The 16,938-nt window shown below is 41.7% G+C and carries 15 protein-coding genes; 5 read left to right on the top strand and 10 right to left on the bottom strand.

Going from position 1 to position 16,938, the window contains the following annotated elements:
• Positions 1-28 precede the first annotated feature (28 nt).
• Positions 29-745 carry a VIT1/CCC1 transporter family protein gene (locus BVC88_RS03305; protein WP_075349196.1) on the bottom strand — a complete coding sequence of 239 codons (717 nt, stop codon included), beginning with the start codon at positions 743-745 and terminating at the stop codon, positions 29-31.
• A gap of 189 nt (positions 746-934) precedes the next feature.
• A complete protein-coding gene (locus tag BVC88_RS03310) occupies positions 935-1,666 on the bottom strand; it encodes a DUF5715 family protein (protein ID WP_139316517.1) in 732 nt (243 codons plus the stop codon).
• A 407-nt stretch (positions 1,667-2,073) separates the two neighbouring features.
• Here BVC88_RS03310 and BVC88_RS03315 point away from each other — a divergent pair, with 407 nt between their 5' ends.
• The gene (locus BVC88_RS03315; protein ID WP_139316518.1) at positions 2,074-2,283 is read left to right on the top strand and encodes a hypothetical protein; all 210 of its coding nucleotides are present in this window, start codon (positions 2,074-2,076) and stop codon (positions 2,281-2,283) included.
• A 54-nt stretch (positions 2,284-2,337) separates the two neighbouring features.
• Here the strand turns inward: BVC88_RS03315 and BVC88_RS03320 are convergent, their stop codons facing one another.
• On the bottom strand, positions 2,338-5,982 hold the full coding sequence (locus BVC88_RS03320; protein ID WP_075349199.1) for an ABC transporter permease/M1 family aminopeptidase: 3,645 nt from the start codon (positions 5,980-5,982) through the stop codon (positions 2,338-2,340).
• A gap of 7 nt (positions 5,983-5,989) precedes the next feature.
• Complete coding sequence (locus BVC88_RS03325; protein WP_075349200.1) at positions 5,990-6,877, bottom strand: ABC transporter ATP-binding protein; 888 nt, start codon at positions 6,875-6,877, stop codon at positions 5,990-5,992.
• A 248-nt stretch (positions 6,878-7,125) separates the two neighbouring features.
• On the opposite strand from BVC88_RS03325, the gene BVC88_RS03330 reads away from it, so the two are divergent.
• The gene (locus BVC88_RS03330; RefSeq protein WP_075349201.1) at positions 7,126-8,370 is read left to right on the top strand and encodes a VOC family protein; all 1,245 of its coding nucleotides are present in this window, start codon (positions 7,126-7,128) and stop codon (positions 8,368-8,370) included.
• A 78-nt stretch (positions 8,371-8,448) separates the two neighbouring features.
• Here BVC88_RS03330 and BVC88_RS03335 read toward each other — a convergent pair whose 3' ends face one another.
• Positions 8,449-8,865: a GxxExxY protein gene (locus tag BVC88_RS03335; RefSeq protein WP_075349202.1), complete on the bottom strand. Its 417-nt coding sequence runs from the start codon at positions 8,863-8,865 to the stop codon at positions 8,449-8,451.
• Positions 8,866-9,046: 181 nt separating this feature from the next.
• On the opposite strand from BVC88_RS03335, the gene BVC88_RS03340 reads away from it, so the two are divergent.
• From BVC88_RS03340 to BVC88_RS03350, 3 genes are all read left to right on the top strand, one after another.
• Positions 9,047-10,729 (top strand): DUF885 family protein, encoded by a 1,683-nt coding sequence (locus tag BVC88_RS03340; RefSeq protein WP_075349203.1) that lies wholly within the window; start codon positions 9,047-9,049, stop codon positions 10,727-10,729.
• Between the two features lie 453 nt (positions 10,730-11,182).
• Positions 11,183-11,401, top strand: coding sequence for a hypothetical protein (locus BVC88_RS03345; RefSeq protein WP_075349204.1), 219 nt, complete (start codon positions 11,183-11,185; stop codon positions 11,399-11,401).
• Positions 11,371-11,715: a type II toxin-antitoxin system RelE/ParE family toxin gene (locus tag BVC88_RS03350; RefSeq protein ID WP_075349205.1), complete on the top strand. Its 345-nt coding sequence runs from the start codon at positions 11,371-11,373 to the stop codon at positions 11,713-11,715. The genes BVC88_RS03345 and BVC88_RS03350 overlap by 31 nt, the downstream gene beginning before the upstream one ends.
• A 63-nt stretch (positions 11,716-11,778) precedes the next feature.
• On the opposite strand, the gene BVC88_RS03355 is transcribed toward BVC88_RS03350, so the two are convergent.
• The 5 genes from BVC88_RS03355 to BVC88_RS03375 all read right to left on the bottom strand — a co-directional run bounded on the left by BVC88_RS03355 (position 11,779) and on the right by BVC88_RS03375 (position 16,922).
• Complete coding sequence (locus tag BVC88_RS03355) at positions 11,779-12,495, bottom strand: Spy/CpxP family protein refolding chaperone (protein WP_075349206.1); 717 nt, start codon at positions 12,493-12,495, stop codon at positions 11,779-11,781.
• Positions 12,496-12,506: 11 nt separating this feature from the next.
• Complete coding sequence (locus BVC88_RS03360) at positions 12,507-12,818, bottom strand: hypothetical protein (RefSeq protein WP_075349207.1); 312 nt, start codon at positions 12,816-12,818, stop codon at positions 12,507-12,509.
• The gene (locus BVC88_RS03365) at positions 12,808-13,302 is read right to left on the bottom strand and encodes an RNA polymerase sigma factor (RefSeq protein ID WP_075349208.1); all 495 of its coding nucleotides are present in this window, start codon (positions 13,300-13,302) and stop codon (positions 12,808-12,810) included. The genes BVC88_RS03360 and BVC88_RS03365 overlap by 11 nt, the downstream gene beginning before the upstream one ends.
• Before the next feature lie 142 nt (positions 13,303-13,444).
• Complete coding sequence (locus BVC88_RS03370) at positions 13,445-14,110, bottom strand: outer membrane beta-barrel protein (protein WP_075349209.1); 666 nt, start codon at positions 14,108-14,110, stop codon at positions 13,445-13,447.
• Positions 14,111-14,144: 34 nt separating this feature from the next.
• Entirely contained in the window at positions 14,145-16,922 is a 2,778-nt protein-coding gene (locus tag BVC88_RS03375) for a carboxypeptidase-like regulatory domain-containing protein (RefSeq protein ID WP_083638989.1), read from the bottom strand.
• Positions 16,923-16,938: the final 16 nt, after the last annotated feature.

The following is a 16,938-nucleotide window of genomic DNA, read 5'->3' on the forward strand; positions in this document are numbered from 1 at the left end:
TTTGCGGATAATCATATAAATCTTTTTCTTAAGCCACATTCACATGGAATGCGTAGCCCACTAGAGCCGTCAATCCCATGGCGACTGTACCCCAAAAGGTAATCCGAAGGATCGCTTTTCCAATAGGTGAACCGCCGGTTTTTGCCGCCAAAGCTCCTAAAATAATCAGGAAAAATAGGGCAAATCCATAAAGCGAATATTCCATTCCTTCCAAGGGAAGAAAGAGGGTGACCAAAAATGGAAGTAATCCGCCTACGCTGAAGGCAGCTCCTGAGGCGATAGCGGCTTGAATAGGCTTAGCTTGACTTACTTCATTGAGTCCTAATTCATCCCGGATATGCGCCCCCAAGGCGTCATTTGCGGTGAGTTCTTTTGCCACAGTCAGCGCAGTTTCTTTTTTAAGGCCACGTTTCTCGTAGATTTCTGCCAATCGTTGTAATTCGAGTTCTGGCATTTCTTTTAATTCAACTTTTTCCCGTTGAATGTCGGCCTTCTCCACATCAGTTTGAGAGCTGACTGAGACGTATTCTCCGGCGGCCATGGATAAGGCTCCAGCCACTAATCCAGCCAAGGTTGCTAGGACAATCGGATCTCTCAAATCGCTGGCAGCGGCAACCCCAATGGCGAGACTTGCGGTGGATAGAATTCCATCATTCGCTCCAAGTACTGCGGCTCTCAGCCAATTGCTTCGATGGATGTAGTGATTGGCTAAATAGGGATCTATTTGTGGTGCATTGTCTTTCATCTCTCGAGGGTTTTTAATAAGATCTAATATCACCAAAAAAATCTCAAATGGTATCTCAAAAAAATGGACTGATTATTTTGTTCTTACTTTCTCAATTTAATCAACAGCAGAAATAATTCCTGAAGTCCTGAAAAATTCTGCTTGGGATTAAGCAATCACTCTACACTTAGTAAGAAAAATCCAATGCAATTACCTTACTGTGATATGGTAGCAACTCTGCTTTCGTTCTTTGATAAAGAAGATTTTATTCGCTTTTTGAAATTCATCCAGAATCAGTTCAAGCTTTTTTTGAGCAGCTCGGTTGGAGCCTTTCTTTCCATTAAATCTAATGTAGGAGATATCGAATGAGACGCCATAAGAGTGGGAGCTGACCCCGGAAGTGGCATTTCTATTTCTCTTTCTAAGACTGTTCTGCTGTTCGGGAGTACGAGTTACCGAGGTAAGGGTAAAGTAACTTTTTGAACTCGTCAGATTTTGAAATGCTTGTCCAAGTTCCTCCAAGACAATTTTAGCCTGTGGTGTGATGTAAGGATAGCTGTGAGTCAATTTCATCACTTCATAGCCAGTTCCCTGATTAATTAAGACTAGCCTTTTGCTTTCGGTGAGTTGATTAAAATGATCTTCATTTTCAATCAAACCGAAGCCATTATTTTCTCCTGCATAGAGGTGATTGTCGTATTCCTTGGTAATTACCGGCGCTGTTCTAGGTGGAGCAACGGAAATTTCGGGTAGTTCCAAGGGGATGGGCAGGGCTTCATCCCGCTCGATGGCAGAAGCTTTAGGCTGGGTGATTAGAGCGGTATAGGTTTCTTTTAATTGTTTTTTCAACTCAGGCATATACACTTGTGTCGCGAGCGCACCTGCCGAAATAAGGATGAAAATTAGGGCAAGTTGTATAACACGAGAGTTTTGTAGTTGCATTGTCTACGGAGAGTCGATTTTTTTGGGAGAATTAATTGGGTCCGGAGCAAAGATTAAACCATTCTTACGGTAATCAATAAAGTAATTTTCCTTAATTCAGGCTAAAAACGTCAGGAGTTTGATGATAGTATAGTCTCAAGGGTGAAGTTTTTTAAGATGTCTTTTCACAATAATCCTTGGGTAATTACTTCTTGAAATGTGGAATTCCCGAGCATTATATTCCCCAATTTAGGGTAGTAATCTTGAGTTTTTATAAATTACTATCTCCCTATATTTTTCTAAAAACCCATCTAATATGATTTTAAGTGATAGATATTCAATTAGTTAAGATTTTGTCGCTAACTCGAAATAGCAGGTTTTTCAAAAAAGGCATTCGGTTTGGATTTCTAAGGTCAAAACAAACATCTATGAAAACCCAACTCGTTAAATACTCGCAAAATATTTTCATGTTTATTCTAGCAATGTCTGTAAGCCTGACTTCTTATGCTCAAGATGGCGGACTCGATATTGACATAAATATCGGTAAACCTGAATGGTATGAGCAGACATGGGTATGGGTTGTAGGAGCAGCAGTATTTGTTCTTGTCCTAGTGACCATACTTAGGAAAAAAAAATAAGCTAAGCCAAAAGAAAAAGCCATGTTCAACACTGATTGAACATGGCTTTTTTTATTACTCGATTTCCACCGTCACCGTATTGTCATCCGGGAGTCGATCGATCAGCTTATTCAGCGGATCAATGCCCGCTTTGGCCGGTTCACCTTTGACTCTAATAGTTAAGGTGTTTTCACCGGGCTTAATCTTGTATTTCTGTAGGTAGAGCGTATTTACGCGATCTTTTCCCTGCTCATCTTTGTCATCTGCGGCAAAGACCCCAATATCAATGTAGTCTCCATCGTATGTTGCATTGGTTTCCATCCCCGAACCATCTGCATACATTTTCTGAGAGCTGAATTTGATCGTTACATCATATTCTCCATCGGAGATTTTTGTGGCATTTACCTCTTGAGCTTTATTATCATAAAGCGTGATCTTATTCCAGGTATCATCCAGGTAATACATCAAGCTATCTGGCGTCTTCGCTGCCAGGTGCCGATATAAATCTGAACTTCCAGGGAATGGTGGTGCCTGACGTAATCCGAATTCCTTGTTGAAATTATAGAGTGCCGAATCCATTGCATCTGCACCGATCAGGTCGCGCAACCCGTATAGAATCAAACTTCCTTTATTATACCACTGGTAAGGACGGTTGCAGTTGATGAAGACATTTTCCTTTTTGCCTTCATTCGATCGACCACTGAGATAATCATCCAGTTCGTCCTTCAGGAATCGCTTCATATTCTCCTTGCCGTATTTTCGCTCCGAAAGAATCAAGGCCGAGAATTCTGCCAAAGCCTCCGAAGTCAAATTCGCTCCTCGGGTATAGTTTGGAGTGATCTGATGCCCCCACCACTGGTGCGCCAGCTCATGGGCAGTCACGTAATACACATAATCGAAGCTATTCGGATCTGAGAAATCAGCGACCCAACCGAAGCTTTCTGCAAAGGGCACCGTATTCGGGAATGACTGCGCAAAACCGGCATAGCGTGGGAATTCCAAGATTCGCATCTGCCGGAACTGGAAGTCTCCATAGGTTTCCGAGAAGTAGGTCAAGCCGTCTTTGTAGGAACTGACAAAGCGGTCCAAATTGTACTCATGGCCTTTCTGATAATAGATTTCGATGTCGATTTCCTTTCCGGACGGCAAGGTTGTCTTGTCTCGTAGTACTTCATACTCGGCAGAAAGTACCGAGAAAAATGCCTGAATTGGAGTGTCCTGAATGTAATGAAAGTAGCGTCGATCACCTTCGATCCATTCTTTCTGTAAGTAACCTGGGGCGATGGCAATCTGACTCGGAATGGTACTTACTGTCGCCTCAAACTGAATCAAATCTGCTTCATCAGCGAATAAGAGTGTGTTTCTACCATATGGATCATCATGTGGAGGAAGATCTTCAGGCTTTTCAGGAAGTTCGTATTCCCGACGCTTCTCGTCACTGCTCAGTTCCCCGTCTGCAGAATAGCCAATCTCCGGCATTCCACCAGCGATAAAGCTTCCATTGTAAACCAGCTCCCGACCAAAACCAGAATTAGGAAACCCATCATTGATGACTTTGCTTTTGACCACAAGATTCAGTGTGTCGCCTGGCATCATCGTCTGAGGTAAGGCCGTAATTTTATACCATTCACGTTCTGGCTTTTTGCCAAAAATCTGGAATTTGGCAGCTTCATAGACTAGCGGGAAGCGGTAAGGCAAAGGTTCTCCTTGGTAAAGAATCTCAAAATCCGTCAAGCTCGTGCTGTTGAAATGTACCGAGTCGATCGGTTCATTGGTTTTGTTCACCATCTGCACTTCCGCTTCGAAATAGGCATCTCGCTCCATGGGATAAAGATCCGCTTTGAGATTCACCTTGGTAACTTTTGGCTGAGGCATAAACTCATATTGCTTCAGCTGCTTTTCATAGGCCACTTGTCTTAATTCACCTTCATCCCCTGTTCGATAGCCATTTTCATAAACCACCGAATTGAAAATATAGGCTCCTGCTGCAATACCAATAATCAGGAATCCATAGGCTGCGATAGAGGTCTTTTGGGTCATTCTGCTCTTGGCAGTTTTCCATGTGTTTTTAAAAGAATTCTCGGTACCTCGGCTATAGAAAATACTGAAGAAGAGAATCAGAAATAGCCCAATTGCAGTCCAGTAAAGGTTAAACCAAAATAAAGGTTCGCCAAAATGCCCCAAGCCATTCATATCACTCCAGCGGTAGCCTGGCTTGTAGGAGAAGAAGAACATATTGAAATTATATCCCGCAAAATCACGGAATACAATCATCACCAGCCAAATCCCGATGGCAGCAGCGTGGCCCGCAAATTTGTTATTCACCACTAAGTGGACTGCAAAGACCAGCATCACCATTTGCAGGTAATCAGGAAGGGAAATCAAATAGCTATCGACTAGGTAAACCCCGATATCATAATTGAAATAGCCTTTCAGTGTCTGAACTACCAAGCCAACAATAATTGGAATAGTTGCCAGCATCAAACAGATAAATGCCATTCCGGCAAACTTCGAGGCGATTACGGTTCCATCTTTGACTGGAAAAGTATCGTTGATGACGGAGTATCCGGATGACTTATCTCGGTGTAAACTTTCACCGGTAAAAAACACAATGATGATAAACACGAAGAGGTTATAATCAAAGGTTTTGTACTCCATCAAAAAGGATGTGGAGGGAAAATTAGGTACCGAATACAGGGTGTTTCCAATCCAAAAATCCAAAATCAAAAACACTAATCCTCCTAGCAAGATCGACTTGAAGTAAATGTCTTTGAAGATATTCTGAAACTCGATTTTGGAAAGCGTTTTGAAACTGTTCCATTGGTAATTTCCGGCAAAGCTTGCTTTTGCGATTACTTTTTGAAGCATTGGAGTGCTTGCTTCTTCTTTCTCAGCTTTGGATTTTTTCTGTTGTGTTTGGAAGAAATAAGTAAAGCTAAAGCGCCAGTATGCAGCAATAAAAAAGACAAATCCTACTCCAACCCAAAGGAGTCGATTGATCAGTAGGTTTCCTTCAATCGGTAAAATGAAGCTATTCTGCTCATAAGGAGTCAGGTAGCGGGTCTGGAAGTTGAAGGTATTGATCCCAAAAGGATCCATAATCTCCACCAAATCCTTGTTTTCAATATCCTGAGCAAGAAAATTTGCCAAGAGATAAATGATAAATACCACGATTCCCCCTGAATAGATGGATTTGATATTTCTGGTAAACACGATCAATGCAAAGAATAAAGTACTCGCCAGCCACAAGTTTGGAAGGGAAAGCGTGAGCCAAGGATGCAGGTAATTCATCAAGAGATTTGGACCATAGCGTAGTGCGTCTGTCCCAAAAAGTGGCCCGAGAAGCGTGCCCAGATAAAATCCCACTATGCTACCAAAGGAGATAAACATGAGGGTGACAAAAGAACCCCAAAACCTCCCCATAAAATAGGCAAACTTGGAAATAGGGTAGCTAAAGAGGAAAGTTCCTGTCTTATGCTCGAGATCTCGGTAGATCGGTACTCCCATCACCGCCGAAGCGATCAAAATCCCGAAAATAGAAATCAATAATTGAAGGTTGGCAATCACAATAGGAGCATTATGAAAGACCTTCTCCGAGGCCGGAGTATTACCAAATCCCACCAAAAGCAATGGAACGATCAGTAGCATCCCAAAATAGATATAGGTCGCCGGGCGACTGAATCTATATTTCAGTTCAAATATGAAAATATCTAAAAACATAACGGGCTTATATGGTGATCGGATCTACTTTCTTAGAAATATGGCTGAAGTACACATCTTCCAAATCAGCCGGAACCGGAATGAATCCATCACCTGGATTTTCTTCACTCTCGATACGCAAGCTGAGCTTGCCTTCCAAAAGTTTGGTGGAGATCACTGAATACTTTTCCCGGTAGATTCCGAGATCTGACTTTTCGATGGACTTCTTGTAAATCTTTCCATTGACCGAGGCTATTCCTTCTGCAGGCTTTCCTTGCATCAATACTTCGCCCTGGCAGATGATCGCCATATTGGAACAAAGGGTGTTCACATCTTCCACGATATGAGTAGATAGAATCACCACTGTATTTTCACCGATTTCAGAGAGTAAATTGTAGAATCGATTTCGCTCCGAAGGGTCGAGTCCAGCGGTAGGCTCATCTACAATGATCAATGATGGATTTCCTACAAGCGCTTGGGCAATCCCAAATCGCTGGCGCATTCCTCCGGAGTAGGTGCCTAGACCTTTCTTCCGATGGGAGTATAGGTTTACCTTTTGTAATAGGTTTTCCACAAGGGCTTTTCGCTCACTTTTGCTCCCAATTCCTTTCATCTGTGCGATGTGATCGAGCATCACTTCAGCATTAATACGCGGATAAAGTCCAAAATCCTGAGGCAAATATCCCAGGCGTTCGCGGACGGCTTGCTTATTCTCGATGACATTGATGTCATCCAAAAAAATGGTTCCGGAGTCCGGATCCTGAAGGGTTGCGATAGTTCGCATCAAAGTAGATTTTCCTGCTCCATTTGGTCCGAGCAGTCCGAACATCCCCTGAGGGATGGTTAAAGAAATGTTATTCAAAGCCTTTACGCCATTGGCATAAGTCTTCGAAAGATTCTTGATGATTAGTTCCATTTGCAGTGGTTTTTAAAGATGATGGTGGTTTGGATTTTTTTAAAAAACTAGAATCCTACTGACTCTTAGCAATTTGAATATAAGAAAATTGATTTTAATTCCTTTTATGGGTATGATAAATGCAGTTTTCAATTGTTAGATGCAGGTTTTTATAAGGAAGTTGCTCCAGCCTGTTTTTTTACTTGCGGGTTCGGTAAACTCCTGCAACTTCAATCCTATCTTTGAATTCAATTAGAATCCTCCCTTTTATGAAAAGCTTAACTCCTTTAGCACTACTTCTCTTCATTTTTGCTGTTTCCTCTTGTACCAAAATGGAATTTCTGAAAGAGTCTGGGCAGCTGGAATCCTTTGCGGAAATGGTTCAAGCTGGGGTAAAACCCATCGCCCTTAGTGAGCCGATGACTTCGGCAGAGCTAAACCTGTTTATGCCAGAGGCAAAGCGATTGGCAGAAAAATATGAAATTGAAATTTTCAGAGAATCCGCACTGATCGGAACAAGTCTTTTCGATTCTTCGGTAGTGGAGGGAAAGGAAGTGCTGATTTTATATCAAGGGAAAAGTCTCGAAGCCTACCAAATGCTAAAGACTGAGGCCGCTGATTTAGCCGCGAAAGGCGAGTATTCAGGCGCCAAAAAAGAAGCAATCTCCAGAGCTTTTGGCAGATTGCTCGGATATCCAGCTTGGCGAATCAATGATTTGCTTGCGCAAAATTCGGAGTTCCGAGACTTGGAAGATTTTGGGATTAAAGGGCAAGAATTGATCTGGTTTTATAATGATCTTCCAGTGGCAAAGCTGTTTTATGGAAAGACATTAGGTTTGAAAATGATCACCGCAGATGAGCATTCTGCGACCTTTCAAATCGCCGGAGATTCAAAATTGGTTTTGAAAAGTTTAGAAGGAAGTGACTACTCTGGCAAGGAAGCCAAATCTGTAGCATTAGCACTTTTGACCAACAATCTTGAGGCTTGGTATTCCCATCTTAAAAGTGAAAAAGTGGAAATCAAATACACACTGAAAGTTAAGCCGGATGGCGCACATGATGGATTTGTGGCGGTAGACCCTGAGGGCTATTTATTGGAATTTGAAATGTTCCGAATGCATCCCGAAAACGAGCGATTTATCCCTGAATTGAAAAGTTTGCAAGCTCAGGCAACGAGCTTGGGTTCGGAGTTTAATTTTTATGCCAGCATCACTTGGTTGTATTACAAAGATATGCTTCCAATGGAGAATTTTGTAACCGAAAATCTGGGCCTAAAGCTATCGGCAGATCAAGGCTGGGCCAAGATTTATAAGGCATCGGAAAACAGCTATTTGGGTTTGGTGGATGAAAAGCGTGGGATGAATTCCTTTTCTGAGGAGAAACTGGTGGAGGTAAAATTCGATTTGGAAGATGCGAAAGATTGGGAAGAATATTTGAAAAAAACCTCGAAAGACACGGCGCGGATGGTTGGAACGTTTAGGGATCAGGGAGGGTATGTATTCAGTTTTTTTTAACCGTAAAGGAAATTTTTTAAAACCACATAGCCACATAGGTCACATAGCTTAGCTAATTAACTCTAAAATTCAATCCCTTTAAAATGGGTCTAGAGCGTCATAATATTTATTTACAAAGGTTTTTTGGCCTTGATGGAAAACATTGCCAACATTGAAATTTATCAAAAGCCCTTTTGGGACCTTAAGAAGGTTTATATAGTTGATTACTTGAGCTTGGTGAATTGGTAATAATTCCGAAACCGATTTAAGCTCCACAACAATCAGCTCCTCTACAAGAAAATCACATCTAAATTCAGTGTCTATTCTTTGCCCTTTGTATTCAAGAGGGACTTGAAATTCTTGTCTGAAAATAATTTCTTGATTTGTAAACTCTATTGCCAAGCATTTTTGGTAAACGCTCTCAAATAAGCCTGGACCTAAATGCCTATGTACTTCAATTGCAGCTCCCATAATCTTATAGGATAGATTATCTAGTGCTTTTTTAGATAGGATCATTGTTTTCTTTAAAAGTTAGTAAGAAAATTACTTTCATGCCACTTCTAAATAATCTAAAAACTATGTTTTCTATGTGACTATGTGGTCCAATTTAAAATGTGACGAGTTGGTTCAATTTAAAAATTTGACTAGTTGGTTTAATTAGTATTTTAGAGCTTAAACCACCAAGCTGTAACCCATTATGAAAAAAGCACTCTTAGTAATTCTCTTTATTTTTACCGGTTTTTTGGCGCAGGCCACTGAGTTGGTGCAAATGATCAACACCTACCAAGCGGATTATAGTGCCTTGCGACGCCTGTACTCGAATGCCCTTTCTGCGGAATATTTTGAGCGGATGCAAAGCTTCAACCAAGATTATTTGAAGTCCTTGCAAGCCTATAATTACGATTCGTTTTCCGAAGATGGAAAAATCGACTATGTGCTATTCAGGAATTACTTGGAAAAGGAACTCGCGGAGTTGGATCTTGATCAAAGAGCTTTCGGAGAGATTTCTTCCGTATTGGCTTTTGCAGCTCCTTTGGAAGAATTTGTAAAGGGCAGACGAAGAGCAGTAAGACCAAAGGCGCAGGACTTGGCAGCGAGTTGGAATCAGGTGGCTTTGCAAATCGATCAACAACTGAAAGCGCTACCTTCCCAGTCAAAATATAATAGTTGGCAAAAAGCTGACTTGGCAGCCCAAGCAGTAGAATCCTTGAATAAAGTGACTGCTGAGGCCTATAGCTATTACTACGATTATGATCCTGAATTTACTTGGTGGATGCCTGCCTCCTGGAAAAAGCTGGATGCTTCCATGAAAGCTTATGCTAAAGGGTTGCGTGAGCATTATACCAATTCCGTAAAAGACGATGGAAGTGGAATTATTGGAAAACCGATCGGGAGAGAAGCTTTGGAGAATGCATTGGCCTTTGAGATGATTGCTTATTCTCCGGAGGAGTTGATCAAGGAAGCCGAAAAGCAGTTTGCCTGGTGTGAGAAGGAAATGCTGAAAGCTTCGAATGAATTGGGTTTTGGAAATGACTGGAAAGCTGCTTTGGAAATGGTCAAAGAAACCTATTTGCCGGAAGGGGAATGGCCGGCTGAGGTGATTCGATTGGCAGAGGAAGCGACAGATTACATGGAGTCCAACGATCTGGTGACGGTTCCTGCTTTGGCAAAAGAGACTTGGCGAACAATTATGATTTCAGCGGAGCGACAGCGGGTCAGTCCTTTCTTTTTGGGTGGGGAAGTGATTCAGATTGCTTATCCGACCACGGAGATGAGTTTTGAAGATAAAATGATGTCCATGCGTGGAAATAATCCGCATTTCTCGAGAGCGACAGTACAGCATGAACTGATTCCCGGGCATCACCTGCAGCAGTTCATGAATCAGCGCTACATGACGCATCGTAGGATTTTCCGTACGCCATTCTGGACCGAAGGCTGGGCGCTTTATTGGGAGTTTGTCCTTTGGGACCGAGATTTCCCACGAGATGCCAAGGATAAAGTGGGGATGCTTTTTTGGAGAATGCACCGATGTGCTCGGATCATCTTTTCGCTGAATTATCATTTAGGAAATATGACGCCACAAGAATGCATCGATTTGCTTGTGGACAAGGTAGGGCATGAGCGCGCGAATGCGGAAGCTGAAGTTCGACGATCTTTTGAGGGAAGTTATGGTCCGCTTTACCAGATTGCTTATATGATTGGAGCATTGGAAATCTACGCGCTTCGCGATGAGATGGTCAATTCGGGTAAAATGGGGGAGAAGGAATTCCATGATTTGATCCTGATGCAAAATACGATGTCGATCGAAATCCTTCGGGCGAAAGTGACTGGGAATCCGTTAAAAAAAGATCATCAAGCCAGGTGGAAATTTTTGGATTGAGGTTTTTTTGGTGGACCCATTCGGAGATGGTGGCAGGTTTTGATTTCTCGCGGCGACGCGGCGGGGCAACGTTTTGGTAAACTTATTTCTGATGCATTCATTGGGGAGTTTGATGAGAATTAAAATTACCCTTGGAATAAGAATTCTAATCTAATCCGCTGTGCCGCTGCGTCGTAGCGTGACTAAAAATAAAAATCCGAATTGCTCATCATAGAAAAAACACTAAATTCCTAATTCAAAAAATCATTGGTTATGAACTATTTGGAAACCTTCGGCTATCTTCTTTTTGTAGGCATTCAGCTTGCTTTTATTCTTGCCGTTTTCTGGTTGGTTTTTTACTACACTTGGAAAACCTGGAAGGAATTCAGAAAGAGTTAGAATCAAAAAAAGGAAGCTCAGAAAACTTTTGAGCGCTAAGATTTGTACATTATAGTATCAAATAAAGATTGAAAAATGACCCTAGAAACTCTTAAGTTAGAACTCATTGAGCGAGTGATGAAAGTTGAGAAAGCTTCTACCTTGGAAAGAATTGAGAACATCCTTGTTCAGGAGGAAATGCAAAGTCGACTGAATGAATCTTTGGAAGCTATAGAAAAGGGAGAAGTTTCAACGCTCGACGAGTTTGCTAGATCAAATCAAGAATGGCTGAAAAAGAGGTCTTCGAAGTTATAGTCACAAATCCGGCTATGTATAGATTTCAAGATGAGATCTTGGGATATATTGAAAAGAACTTTAGTATTTCGAGAGCCATTGAGATAGAGGCTGGATTGCTAAAAACCGTTAGATCCATTTCCATCAATCCTTTCAGGGGTACAAAAGACAGTTCTATCAAAAGTATGGACCGGGTTTATCGATTTATCCTTTTTAAGGAGACGAGATATTTCGAATTGAAGATCCTGTTTTACATAGACGAGCAAGCTCAAAAAGTATTTGTGACAGATTTTTTTCCAACCAGAATGAATCCATCAAATATGAAAATCCAATAAAAAAAGGAAGCCCAATTGAGCTTCCTTTTTTCGATTTAAACCATAATAATTCTTTCGAAATGATTACTTCTTATCCTTTTTTAACGTGATGATGATGACTCCATTTTTGCCTTTTTCACCATAAAGATCCGTAGCAGCTTTGTCTTTTAATACGTTAATGCTCTCAATGTCATGTGGATTAATTTTCTCCAAGGCTCCTTGTGGAATAGTAAGATTTGTATTATTTGATTTTACGATATAGAGTGGAGAAGTGTCTGGGTTACTATTTTCTGCTTCGATAGTGACTTTAGGCGCGAAACCGTAAGCCGGCTGACCTACTCGGAAATTGGAGGATTTTAGTTGGTTAGAATTAGGTGTTCCAGATAAAAGTGTAGTTCCTTGTAACCTAGTTATTCCATTGTATTCCAGCATTTTTTGCTGCGGACTTGTCAATTCATTTTTGATTGCCACAAGCGTATTTAGTTGCTTTTTCTTCAGCTGCCCCTCTAATCGGAGTACTTCATCCATTTGCTTATTGACTAAAGAAGGATCGATTTTCGATTCTTCCAGCATGGATTTCAATCGGGCGGTAGCTGCATCAAGATCCCATTTCAGGGCGCTGAATTCTCCAGCATTATCGGCATGGATTTTCTTGATTTTAGCAGCTTGCGCATCAGTAAGTTCAAGCTTTTCGCGATTCTCCATGATTCGGTCTGCAGAATACAGATTTTTCTGAAAGATATCTTGTGCAAAAGTCAGACTGGAGCTGAGCAGGAATAGTATGAGCAGTAAATGTTTCATAATAAGTTGGTTTAGAATTCGGTTAATAATGATGAGGTACCAGATTCCCAGGTATCCAAATAGGTGGATTCTTGAATTTTAAATTGCTGTTCCTGATTTGGGCCTTCCTCAAGGGTAATGATGATTACTTCGGCTGGAGCTTCGGCTTCAGGCTCTTTTTCAAAGAAGAGAAATCCTGCCAGGAATAGACTTGCTGCTATTCCTACTGGAATGATCCAATTAATAGAGCGGGTTTTAGGTTTGGGGAATGCCGGAATTTCCAGATTTTGGTCTTTGGTCCGCATGTCCTCAAAGAAGCTTTTGATCAAATCGTCATTTTCCATGGTTCGCTTCTGTTTGTGATTTTAAAATCAATTCTTTTAATTTTTTCTTACCCCGTGCGTAGTGCGTTCGGGCCGTGCCGAGTTGAATCTGTAATACTTCAGCACTTTGCTCAATAGTCATCTGATGATAGAAAACCATCAGGATGACCTGCTGCTGCATGCTTGGAAGCAACTTGATGATCGCATCGTAATCGGTGTAATCGACTTCCTCCGGTAGATCGACCAACTCATAGTCCTCGTCCAGTGGAAGTGTTCTTCCTGTTTTTCGAAGCTCGTCCACCGCGGTAAATCGAATGACAGAGAAAAGCCATGTTTTGGCTTTTGAGGAATCAGAAAGTTTTGCCTTTCCCTCCAGGATCTTCAAATAAGTCAACTGAAGGATATCTTTTGCCAAGTCCGAATCAAAACCGCAACACTGCCTTGCCCAGATATAGGCTTCCCGATGATGGGATTGGAGGAGTTGTTGGAGCGTGTTTCGATTCATTTACATCGATAAGTCGGAGAAAAAGTAAAATATAGGACAAGTCCAGAAAAAAATTAGAAGTCTGAAGTCAGAAGTCTGAAAACTTACTTCGGTCTGAGAGCTCTGCAAACTGCAAACTGCTTACTGCCCACTGCCCACTGCCTTACTCCTTTTGTTTTAATTTTTTAATCTGGAAAAGATAGGCTAATGTGAATTCCAGATTGGTTGAGGAAATCTCGAAAACTCGGTCCAGATTTTCTGGATTTGTGAAATCGTAGGCAAATCGCACTTCACCCGCTAAGGTGCTTTTTCCAAAAAGCTTAGAAATCCCAGCTCCGGCAGTGATTCCATACATCAACTTTCTAGGTTGATCGTCCTCACCGCCATAAGTGGGAAGGATTATGGAACTTGAATTTTCAAACTCCCGACGAAGATCCTTAGCATTCAATAAATAGCCAAAATGTGGACCAACTTTGATTTGAAAGCGCCCGGACTTCCCGATAAAAAAACTGGAAAGCAAAGGCATTTTCAAATAATTGAATTCTGTTTCATTGATCAAAATAGGATCATCCGCCCCATTCTCTTCTGCAAATCCAATACTCAGGTACTGAAGATTGGCCTCAATTCCTGCGTTTTTTGCACTAAAGTATTCAAAGACAAATGCGAAAGTCTGACGTCCGATTCCAGGTACCGAACTTGCTCTTGATCCCGGAGTAGCACGATAGCTATAGGAAGAAGTTGAATATCCTCCTCTGATTCCTACGCTAGTCTGGGCAAAGCTAGCTTGCATTGAAATCAATAAAAGAAGGAAAATACCAATCAATCGCATGTCCAAAAGTAATAATTTATCTGAGGGCTTGAGTTTATTTAGTATTGATCGTAATGCCTCCAGATACCGGTAAACCGTCAAGTCCCAAGCCGCGAACATGGATGGTCATTGGTTCTCCTGTTTCATTGGTATAGAATGAAATTGTAACATTCCCAGAGTCATCAGTCACTAGGTAGGGATTCCAATACAAGGTCTGGCGGAAATCCTTTAATCCTTGATCTTTTTCTTGGGAATAGTCTATCTGAAAAAAAGAAGATGTAGGTTGGAAACCTTCAATTTCAAATTCTCTAAAACCTGTCGATTTTGCTCCCTCTATCTGAGGTGCGTTTGGATCAAAGTTTTTCAAATAAACTGCAATGACTCCGTTCCGACCATCGTCTCCTAGCATCGATACCGTCCTCGATACGATTTCTACTCGATCTACATCAAATGGGTTAATGCTCTTCAAATTGTCAGCTGCAGTTGTACTTCCTGTGCTGACCATCATGCTGCCATTGAGCATGACGATTGGTTCCATACTCCCAGATACGGATGTGGATCCAGATCGAATCCGGATTTGCTGTCTTCCACTGGAGCCTTCTACAGTGACTCTCATCCCCGGCACATTTCCTGCGAGGCTATTTACCAAGTCTGTTGTGTTGCCAGTTGCGAGTAATTTATCTCCTGTGACTACATAGCTTGGGGTTCCATAAATTGCCTTTGGTGTTTTTGGAGTTCCTTTTTCTTCGACTGTCACGGAATCTAATTCCTGGTATTCTGACTCTTTTTCCAACGATCGAATGGGATCTGCGACGGTTTTTAATTCTGGAAAATATGCGTCTGCAGGTAAAGCAACAGGAGCTTTAAGTGGTTCTACCAATTCTACATCTGAAACTGGTTTTCCTTTGCGGTCAGTTGCCTGGATCGCTAAATCCATCTTGCCATAGAATTCCATTTCCTGCATGGCAAATTCCCCATCCCGGTTGGTCTCCATCTCCAACATTCCTTCAAAATCATTGACAAAGATCACCACTTGTCCAGAAGTAGGTTTGCCTTTTTCATCATAAATGACGCCCTTCTGATTTAAGCTTTTTTCCACTTCATAGGAAAAGCGATCCAGTCCCATGGTTTCCGGGATTTTTTCCAAGGCTAATTCTTTTTGAATGGATTTCGATTCTCTGATCGGGATGATTTGGTTTTGATCGAGAACTGAAACTGAGAGTGTTGCCTGAACGGGAAGATTTCTTTCATTTCTCGTTTGGATCGTCAGGGTGACTTTTTCCTTTGGTCCGTATTGAGGCTTATCTGAAAGGATTTTCACACGATCCATACTAGGGAAAGATGCTTTTTCACCTTCCACAACTCTTTGGTATGGAGTCAAAACTCGAAGACCCGTGGTAAAATAATGGTTCGGCCCGTAGTTTCTGTTCCAGTTGGTGTAGGCTCTGAGGTAGTATTTTTCCTGACTTAGGGTGTCTGGTAATCTAAAATCGCCAACGACAATTCCATTCATGATTTTAAACTTTTTTTCCAAGATAAAATCCCGATCTCCATTGATTATTTCTACTTGAAGAACCTTACTCAATTCATCTCTCAGATATGGATTTCCATAGTTGAAATAGGCTTTGAAATATAACTGGTCGCCAGCGTAATAGTATGGCTTGTCGGTATGGACATAGATTTTTTCCTGAAAATTAGCAGCTGTTCGCTCCAGGTTTTGGAGCTGGATTGCCTTTTCAGCATCGTAATCCAAAGGCAATAGCGTGGAAATTCGCTTTCGGTCCATATCTCCTGAAAAGACCAAATCCTGTGGATTGAGTACCATTCCATTTTCCCGAACTCTTACCATAGATTTGTTCACTTCTAACCATGAAACGGGGTATGGCGCGTCCACATAGGTATTGACTTGTGAATAGCCTTTTTGATAGTGAATCTCAATCCGGCCTTTCATATTGATGAGGTATTCTCCGGGTTTATCAGCTGGAGTGATTAGATTTTCGGCTTTGTATGGCACCACTGATTTGCCGAGCTCATTGGCAAAAACATCAGTCCGCATATTCATACTTGGAGATCCTCCCGGTTTGTCTCCATAGAGGTAGAATCCTTCCTTTTCCTGATCCCCTTTGATCATGGCGCGAAACATATTCATCGGAGATTTTTGATAGACCAAAGCTCTGTTTTGCTCCCATCCGGCACGTTGGGTTTCAGAGTCGGGGACCATTTCTTCAAATCTTGCTGCACCTACAATTCGGTAATTTGTAGGGGAGTTGTAAAATTCCTTCAGATCAAAATTGATTTTATAGCCCAAGTATTTATTGACAATTTCAATCGGGGCATAGGCTGACGCCAAAAAAGAGTTTTTATCCTCGCCTTCGGCAAAGTCAATCACCCAAGGGTTTTCGATGCTAGATAGTGCCGCCACTTCATCATTTCCAAGAAATAAGTTTTGAAATTTCCGAAGATCCCTTTCCCAGGATTTATCCCTCGAAGCTTTGATTTCCACATCCGAAAGCTCTTGGGCAAAGGGTTTCATACTGAGGTTGATCGTGGTGGTTCCTCCTGGATTCAGGGTTACATTCTTGGTCATCGCTTCGTAGCCAAGAAAAGAGAACCCTACTTCCACAGGCCCCGGCTCTAAGCCTGAGATGGTGTATTTTCCATCCAAATCAGTGACGGTAGCAATAGTGGTATTATTGATAAAGACATTGCAATAGGGGAGAGTCTCGCCAGTTTCAGCGTCTTTGACTACTCCGGAGATCGTAGCAGTCTGAGCGTAGGAAAAAGCCACACATGCAAAAAACAGAAAGGTATGTAGTACTAATTTTTTCATCATGAATAGTTGGCTTGGG

This window comes from Algoriphagus marinus (assembly GCF_001936475.1).
GTDB lineage: Bacteria > Bacteroidota > Bacteroidia > Cytophagales > Cyclobacteriaceae > Algoriphagus > Algoriphagus marinus.